General features: G+C 61.8%; 7 protein-coding genes. 1 reads left to right on the plus strand and 6 read right to left on the minus strand.

Annotated features, from left to right (window positions below; genetic code table 11):
* The 6 genes from VFP86_13210 to VFP86_13235 all read right to left on the minus strand — a co-directional run.
* The coding region (locus VFP86_13210; GenBank protein HET9000597.1) for an RNB domain-containing ribonuclease at positions 1–547 on the minus strand (547 nt) is incomplete at its 3' end.
* Between the two features lie 304 nt (positions 548–851).
* Positions 852–1,499: a PRC-barrel domain-containing protein gene (locus VFP86_13215; GenBank protein HET9000598.1), complete on the minus strand. Its 648-nt coding sequence runs from the start codon at positions 1,497–1,499 to the stop codon at positions 852–854.
* Positions 1,500–1,652: 153 nt separating this feature from the next.
* Positions 1,653–4,229 (minus strand): magnesium-translocating P-type ATPase, encoded by a 2,577-nt coding sequence (gene mgtA / locus VFP86_13220; GenBank protein ID HET9000599.1) that lies wholly within the window; start codon positions 4,227–4,229, stop codon positions 1,653–1,655.
* Between the two features lie 94 nt (positions 4,230–4,323).
* Entirely contained in the window at positions 4,324–4,815 is a 492-nt protein-coding gene (locus VFP86_13225) for a universal stress protein (protein HET9000600.1), read from the minus strand.
* 229 nt (positions 4,816–5,044) lie between these two features.
* Positions 5,045–5,257: a CsbD family protein gene (locus tag VFP86_13230; protein ID HET9000601.1), complete on the minus strand. Its 213-nt coding sequence runs from the start codon at positions 5,255–5,257 to the stop codon at positions 5,045–5,047.
* A gap of 221 nt (positions 5,258–5,478) precedes the next feature.
* Complete coding sequence (locus VFP86_13235) at positions 5,479–6,285, minus strand: DUF1269 domain-containing protein (protein HET9000602.1); 807 nt, start codon at positions 6,283–6,285, stop codon at positions 5,479–5,481.
* A gap of 344 nt (positions 6,286–6,629) precedes the next feature.
* On the opposite strand from VFP86_13235, the gene VFP86_13240 reads away from it, so the two are divergent.
* Positions 6,630–8,225 (plus strand): ABC transporter substrate-binding protein, encoded by a 1,596-nt coding sequence (locus tag VFP86_13240; protein HET9000603.1) that lies wholly within the window; start codon positions 6,630–6,632, stop codon positions 8,223–8,225.
* The last annotated feature ends 20 nt before the right edge of the window (positions 8,226–8,245 follow it).

An 8,245-nucleotide genomic window follows, 5' to 3' on the forward strand; every position in this document is an offset into this window, starting at 1 on the left:
CCGCGAGCCACGCCGCTACGGCGTTGTACGCGAGCTTGCCATGGTTGACCACTGTGGCCCGATACAGATCCGACCCCACCACGGTGCCGTCCGAGTCGGTCACCATCTCGATGACGATGGCCAGTCGCTCCTGGCCCTCTCCGAGCGAGGTCAGATCCGTTGACAGCCGCTCCGGGAGCATGGGGAAGACCTGTGCGACCGTGTAGACGGACATCGCGTTGTGTTGCGCGCGCGCGTTAATCGCCGGGGTTCGTCCCACGAGGGCGTCCACGTCGGCAATCGCGACGAGGACTTTCATGCTCCCGTCGGCCAGGGGCTCGGCGACCGAGAGCTGATCGAGGTCGAGCGAGTCGTCGTTGTCAATGGACGCCCAAAGCAATCCACTCAGGTCGCGGACGGACGGAATCTGCGTCGCGGCAGGTCCGAGGATGGCCCCCAGCTCTGTGAGCACGCCGGCGCCGAAGTCCGGCAGGAAGCCGCGCTCGACCATCGCGCGCCGTGCAATGGTCTGGAGGTCGTGTCGACTTGAGGTTGTGGGTTCACTCATTTGACGCTTCATCGGGTCGCCAGAAGGAAGGCGGTTCATGGGACAAGTGCGGCAGGGCATTTCGGCCAAGCCCCGGCGCGAAGCACGGCCGCCTTCGGCGCGACTTGCGCCCGAGGCCCCATCATTGTCAACGCAGTAAACTCTAGTTCCAGGTTAGGCAGAAATATTATAGTAAACTACAAGTGACAGGTAGGGGTCTTCACTAAGCCTAGACCGCTAGGAAGTCGAAAAACCACATGAACTAAAGCGGCCGCGATGGCCTCACACATGCTATCCTGCCCGTCCTGGGCTCCAGGTCCTCCACCTAAGCGGGTTCGAGCCGCCTGACCGCTTGGGTCGATGCATTCAACGTGATGCGGTCGGTGACGGATTTGATCAAACTGGCCGGAATGGTGCTTTCCCGCGCAAAAAGATGCCCACGCCTAACCACGATCCACGTAATCTTATCCGAGACTGGGTCGATGCTGATTGATTCCACATCGCCAACACGCTGGCCCATGCTGTCGTAGACAGGCATCCCGGCGGCGATTTCGGGTTCTTCAGGATCCCGCACACTGTCCTTGTCCTGGACATAAGCCGGTGTGCCCGATACGGTCGGAGAGGTCTCCATGAAGGGAATGTTGGCTTCGGTCCAGCCACCCCCGCCAACCATAAAGAAGTCACGCTCGTCGAATCCCGCAGGCATCTCCCAGTGGTCTGGCATTGGACGGAGATGCTGCCCGTGGAAGAGCGGAAGGGTGTCGAGATCCGAGGCCCGCAGGGTGAGCTGAATCGTCTGGCTGGCATTGGCGATCTTGCCAATAGGCACGATCAGCTCACGGCTCTTCATCACCCCTTGATGCACGACGAGCCCGCCAACCTGTCGAGTGTCCGGGTGCAGGACTACATAGCGAACCGTTCCGACGGCCTTGCCCTCTGAGTCAACCACTCTGGTGCCAAAAGGAACGAGCATTTTCGCCCTCCTCCTCTGCCATAGTCTATCTACCAAATGCGGATCTTATCTGAAGGCCTCCTTCCCGCCTTCCTGGACCTCTACGATCGGTCCCACGCCCAAATCGACGACAAACCCCGGTAGATGCACCACGTTGTTCACAAGACGCGCTCCTTACACCATGAGCCGCCGCATGAGACCTCTCTTCGCGATCTCGACCAGCAGCAAGTAGGTGATGGTGACCGCGGCCAGAAACGCGAAAAACCCGCCTGGGAGCGGTACGAACCCCAACGGGCCGGCCAGCGGGGAGAACGGGAGCAGGATCCCGATGAGGACGACCAGGAGGGTCGTCGCGGCGAGCGCCGGGCTCGGCCGGCTCAGAAGCGGGTTGCCCGCCGTCCGGATGACGAAGATCACAAGGGTCTGAGTGGCCAGCGACTCCACGAACCAGCCTGTGTGAAATAGGGTGGGGGAGGCGTGGAACACGTTGAGGAGCACGTAGAACGTCAGGAAGTCGTAGACTGAGCTGATCGGGCCGATGACGAGCATGAAATCCCGGATCGTCGCGATGTTCCATTTCCGCGGCTTCTGCATAAAAGTCTCATCGACGTTGTCGGTGGGGATCGTGATCTGCGCAAAATCGTACAGGAAGTTGTTGAGTAGAATCTGGGTGGGCAGCATAGGAAGGAACGGCAGGACGACCGACGCGCCGGCCATGCTGAACATATTCCCGAAGTTCGAACTGGTCCCCATGAGGAGATACTTCATCACGTTGCCGAAAGCCTTTCGCCCTTCGAGGATCCCCTGGTGCAGGACTTGCAGGCTGCGTTCGAGCAGGATGATATCGGCGGCATCCTTTGCCACGTCAACGCCGCCAGCCACCGAGATGCCGACGTCGGCGGCGTGCAGGGAGGGGGCATCGTTGATGCCGTCGCCGAGAAAGCCCACGACGTGGCCTCGACGCTTGAGGGCGAGCAGGATCCGGTTCTTCTGGGCGGGGGACACCCGTGCGAAGATAGTGGTCCTCTCAGCGACCTGGCCCAGCGCCGGGTCGGTCATGCGGGCCACCTCCTCCCCGAGAACGATGCGACCCGGCTCCAACCCTACTTTTGTGCACAGATGTCGAGCAACAAGGTCGCTGTCTCCTGTCAGGATCTTCACCGTCACGCCGTCCCGTCGCATCGCGCTCAGCACCTCTACGGCGTCCTTGAGAGGCGGGTCGGTGAACGCGAGGAAGCCGGCGAGCACCAACTCCCGCTCGTCGGCTGTCCGGTAAGCCTCCTGCTGCGGGACGGCGCGGTAGGCGACCGCCAGCACGCGGAACCCGTCCTCACTTAGCTTCCGATACACCCCCTCGATCCTCGGCCGCGCGGCGGCATCGAAGGGGTGCTGCAGCCCATCTACCTCGTAGGCGATCGTCTGAACGAGCACCCCCTCGGGCGCGCCCTTGGTGATCAGGAGACGCTCGCCGTCTTTCTCAACCACCACCGACAGCCGCCGTCGCTCGAAATCGAACGGGACCTCGTCGAGCTTCCGATACATGTTGCGGTCCGCCCCGTCATGGTCGGGGCTCGCGGCGTCCATCGGGGGCCGGACGCCTCGCTTCAAGATGGCCTCGTCCAATGGGCTCCTGATCCCCGTTTCGTAGGCGCTGTTGAGAGAGGCAAGCAGCAAAACGCGATCACTAGATTGTCCCAGCGGATCCAGATGCTGGTCCAGTACCATCTCCCCACTAGTCAGCGTGCCGGTTTTGTCGCTGCAGAGGATATCGATGCTGCCGAAGTTCTGAATCGCCGATAAGTGCTTGACGATCACGTTCTGCCGTGCCATTCGTGTGGCGCCCTGCCCCAGCGTGACCGCCGTAATCATCGGCAGGTTCTCGGGCGTCAGGCCGACAGCAAGTGCGACTGCGAACAGAAACGATTCCAGTGCGTTGTGATGGAGCGCGGCCCCGGTGAAGAACACAAACAACACCAAGAAAAAGACTGTGCGCATGATGAACCACCCGAACTGCCGGGTGCCGCGGTCGAATTCGGTTTCGGGCGGCCGAGCCGAGAGGCGGGCCGCGATATCTCCAAATTCGGTGGCTCGACCGGTCGCCACCACGACCGCCCTGGCTGTTCCACTCGCGACCGACGTGCCGAGCCACACCATGTTGTGCGCGGCCGGACCGGATTCAGCGCGTGCGAGATCGGTGGCCTCTTTTTCGACCGGCATCGACTCGCCGGTCAGGGCTGCCTCCTGCACGTGGAGGTCCTGGGCATCGACCAAGCGGGCATCCGCTGGGACGAGGTCTCCAGCCGACAGGCGGATGATATCTCCCGGCACGACCTCGCGCCGTGGCACCTCCTGCCAGTGCCCGTCGCGAAGCGCGGTTGCCGTCGGCGCCACCTGCGCCCGGAGGCGCTCTACTGCACTCTCCGCGCGATAGGTTTGGATAAAGTTCAGTCCGACGTTGAGCAGCACGATGACGACGATGATCGAAGCGTTGACAATCTCGCCCAACGCGCCGGACACGAGGGCGGCAAGGAGGAGAATCAGCACTAGGGGGTTGGCAAATAGGGAAAGCACTTGGACAAAAAGGCTGATGTGTCTGGCAGGCGATGGGTCGTTTGGGCCAACCTCCGCCAGGCGCTTGCGGGCCTCCTGACTCGTCAGGCCTTGGGTAGACGTGCGTAGGTGGTCGAAGAGGCCCGAAAGAGGACCCTGTTGTATGTCGGTCTGGGCGGTGATCGAAGCAGGATTGCTCATCTTCGCTTCTAAGAGGGGCCTGTGCTCCTATTTCACCCGTGCCCGCTGACGGCGGGTCATATTTCTCGTCACTTCAGGGCTGCCTGGGCGCCTTTCACGCGGTTTCAGGTTCGCGAACCGTGAGAACGGGTACCTTGCTATGGCGGCTGACGTGGTCTGCGACGCTGCCGAATGCCACACGAGCCATTCCCGACCGGCCATGCGTCCCCATGACGATGAGGTTGGCACCGAGTTCCTGGGCAACCTGAAGGATTATCTCTCGGGGGGACCCTTCACGCACCATCGGTTGGATTCCTGGGAATGACTCGGTTATTCGAGACAACGCCTGCTCGGCATCGGCGCGAATCTGTTCCAGCAGTTCGGCCGGGACGAGCTGAGAGGGGCGGCCGAGGGTCGGGTCTCCGCCAATGTAGGCGAGAGCATCTAAGTCTACAACGTGGAGAACGACGAGCTCGGCGTGAAATGCGGTTTTGACGGCCACGGCCCAGTGGAGCGCCTTCGTTGCACCCGGTGAGAAATCTGTTGGGGCCAAGATCCGACTCAACGAGATGTTTCGTTCTCTCGTTGTGCCCTGGGACGCGCTCACTCAAATCCCTCCCCCGTGGGGCATCGTGCCGCTTGACGACTCGACCCTGGAGCCTATCGTTGAGGCGTATATCGAGCGCGTCCCAATCCGCTCGGTAGTTGATCAGCAACCGAAAGGAACAAGCCCACGGTGGTGTCCCCAGCACCTCCAAGTCAGCGCCCGTGCTGAGCGTACTAAAAGGGTCCCGCCACCCGGCCCGATTGGGCGGCGGGACGCCTCGGCTGGGCGATTACCGGGGTGGGGCGGACTCGCTGGCCTGCAGGGCGTCCAGCCGCCGCCCGATCTCCTCGCGCGAGGTCGCATACTTCTCCTGAATCTTGCCGATTAGGATATCGTAGTTCCCCTCGACCTGATTCAGATCGTCGTCGGTGAGCTTGCCCCATTCTTTCTTGATCTGCCCCCGGAACTGCCTCCGCTTGCCTTTCAATTCATCGCTGTTCACGGTTTCCGCCTCCTTTGCCCGCCGATGTGGACGGTGATGTGGCGACGCGCCGCCCAGTCACCACGTTTTACATAAGCCCCAATGGCGCAATGGCGGCACTTGTCGGCTTCGACGTTCGAGGCCCCAACTAGGAGATGCGCGTGCCTGGTAGCCACGCAGGCGGCTTGCGTGCGTGAGGATCCCCCAGCGATCATGATAATTCGCCATGACGAGGCGCCAGCTCAGGGTGCGAGGGTTTCGGCGTCCACCCACAGCTCCGCAGCCCGGATCAGCTTGTCGTTGCCTCGATCATAGTCTGCACGAAGTTTGGCGATACGCTGTTCGAATTTGGCCTTGTCGTCGGCCTTTGCCTTCGCGCGCTGCTCCTGGAGTGCCTTGATCTTGGCGTCTGTCTCGCGCTGCAGCCGCTCCCGCTTCGCCTTGACCCGTTCAGCGGCCGATTGAAGCTTCGCCCGTGTCTCGTCGATCCTGGCCTTCAGTTTGGCTTTGTCCTCTTCCCTGGCCTGGCGGTATTCTGTCTGAAGTTCCGCGAGTTCCGCCTTGTCCGCGTTCACTTCTTGTTGGATCTGCTCATGTTCGAAATCGGCCCGCCCCTGACGCAGCACCGTGCCACCGACCGCCTCCATCCGGGTGTCGAGGGGAGTGACCCAATCTTCCTCCACCTCGGCGACCACCGCGGTCTTGCCGAGCGTGAGTTCCCGGGAGACCTTGTCGAGGAAATCCCTGCCGACCCCGAGATTGAACAGGTCGCTCCAGCTGCCGATCAATGCACCGCCGGCGAGGCCGGCCGCAGCCCCGGCCGGACCACCGATCAAGCCGATCAACCCCCCCGTCAGGGCGCCGACTCCCGTGCCGAGCGGCCCTTTGTCCGCCGCTTCCTTCACGGCCAACTTTCCATCGGCGCCCTTGGTGACAACGGTCATGCCGTAGACCGCGACGCTGCCTTCCGCCTGAAGGTCCTTCATAACACGTGTGCCTTCATAGGCCTTTGCCTCCGTCGGGAAAATCGCCACCACGAATTTACTCATGCGAATCACCCCTCTGTTTTGAGTAAGACCTTATTTCTGCGCCTAGTTTATGCTGGCGAGAGGTCGGTTGTATTGGACAAAATGATCTTTGTTGTTTGAACGTTCTTGCTGTAGCCTCGTCTAACTACCATTTCAACCGCACGCCTTGGTTACCTTCGAGCGTGGCCAGTGGATCGGGATCTCAAATTAGAAATGGGCCAAGGATGCGCGTCACCCAGTTGCTGGATGAGTCGCGCGCGCCGAACGTCGGCACCGGCGCAAAAAGGTGCCGCGGGTGGGGAGGGCGCAAATATCCTTGTACGACCCCGTGCGAGACGCGATCGCCTGACGAGAGGAGGCGTGGTATGGCGCGATCCGTGAGAGGACAGGCGTCACGGTTCACCCGCCGGACACTCTTGACCGGTGGACTCGTCGCTGGCGGCTTGGGCGGCCTGGACGGTCTGCGTGCCTCTATGGAGCGTGCCGCGGGCGCCGCGAGCAGCGCGCCGCCCCGGCGAGGCGGGATGCTCTTTCTGGCCCAAGACGTGGACCCGATCAGCCTCGACCCGCATACGAACGCCAACATTTCGGCGCTTCAGGGGTACGAGCACGCTTACGAGGGCCTCACTACCTACGATGAAAAACTCAACGTCATGCCGGCCCTCGCCACCCGATGGGAGATAAGTTCTGATCAGAAGACGTACACGTTCCACCTGCGACCAGGCGTGAAGTTTCACAATGACCAGACGCTGACTGCACAGGATGTGAAGTACAGTATCGAGCGCGTCCTGGATCCTAAGACGGCGTCTCCCTTCCGGAACGTTTTCGTGGTGATCGACGGTGTGCGTGTCGTCGATCCCTTGACGGTGCAAGTCAGTCTAACCGAGCCCTATCCAGGCCTGCTCAGCGAGTTCGCAAGCCTGCGTGCGTCCGGGATTGTGCCGAGCGGCATCGCGGAGCGCGAAAATCTCAGTCTCAAGGCGGTCGGCACCGGTCCATTCAAGTTGCAGGAGTACGCTCAGCAAGACCACTTCACCTACGTCCGGCACGACCAATACTGGGGGGCGCCGCTGCCCTACCTCGACGGCATGACGTTCAAGATTCTGACAGAGGGGGATGCCCGACTCTCGGCGTTGAAGGCCGGACAGATCCAGTATGCCAATTTGAGCGCCGAGGCGGCGGTACAGGCAAAATCGATGCCGAGCGTTACCGTACTGCAGAGCCCGTTCGCCTGGGCCGCAGCGCACCGGCTCGATGTTGCCCAAAAACCGCTCAACGATGCGCGCGTGCGACGAGCGATCCGCATGGCGGTAGACACGAATGAAGTGATCCAGAAGGCCGTGTACGGCGCCGGGATCCCGAGCGGACCTTTGCCCACCGGATTTGGCGGCTGGCCGCTCGATCCGCAAACGCTCCCGTACCAGAAGCCGGACATCGAGGGTGCCCGCAAGCTCTTGGTGGCGGCGGGCTACCCGAACGGCGGAGTCACGTTTACGATCAAATGTTCTCCGCAGTACCCGGAATTCGTCGCATTTTCGTCTGTGCTTCAGGAGTCGGTCAAGAAGATCGGAGTCACCGTCAATCTCGAGCGGTTGGAATGGGGCGCGTTCCTCAAGGATCTCGCGCAGCCATTCAATTTCGAGGCCGGAGCGACGGCCTGGACGTTCCGCTCCGACCCCGACGGGTACCTCTTCCCATTCTTCCATTCGACGGGGGTCTTCAATGCCGGCCCGTACCGAAACCCTCGAGTGGATCGTCTGCTCGAAGAGGCCCGGCACATCACGGTATATGCGGAGCGCCGGAAGGCCTATCAGGACATCCAACGCATCCTGCTCGACGACGCGGCCGCCTGGTGGTACTACGTGAAGATCAACTTCGAGGCGCTGTCCACTCGGATTCAGGGCTACGCCCAATCGTTTACCGGTCGCCGGGTGTTCCTGAAGAGGGCCTGGATTGCCTGATCTGTTCGGGCGGGGGCCAG

Source organism: bacterium (assembly GCA_035703895.1).
Lineage (GTDB): Bacteria > Sysuimicrobiota > Sysuimicrobiia > Sysuimicrobiales > Segetimicrobiaceae > Segetimicrobium.

What these genes read in the sequence shown, in the direction of transcription:
- VFP86_13235 (HET9000602.1), bottom strand. Translation starts at nt 6,285, where the DNA reads ATGAGTAAATTCGTGGTGGCGATTTTCCCGACGGAGGCAAAGGCCTAT.
- VFP86_13215 (HET9000598.1), bottom strand. Translation starts at nt 1,499, where the DNA reads ATGCTCGTTCCTTTTGGCACCAGAGTGGTTGACTCAGAGGGCAAGGCC.
- VFP86_13240 (HET9000603.1), top strand. Translation starts at nt 6,630, where the DNA reads ATGGCGCGATCCGTGAGAGGACAGGCGTCACGGTTCACCCGCCGGACA.
- mgtA (HET9000599.1), bottom strand. Translation starts at nt 4,229, where the DNA reads ATGAGCAATCCTGCTTCGATCACCGCCCAGACCGACATACAACAGGGT.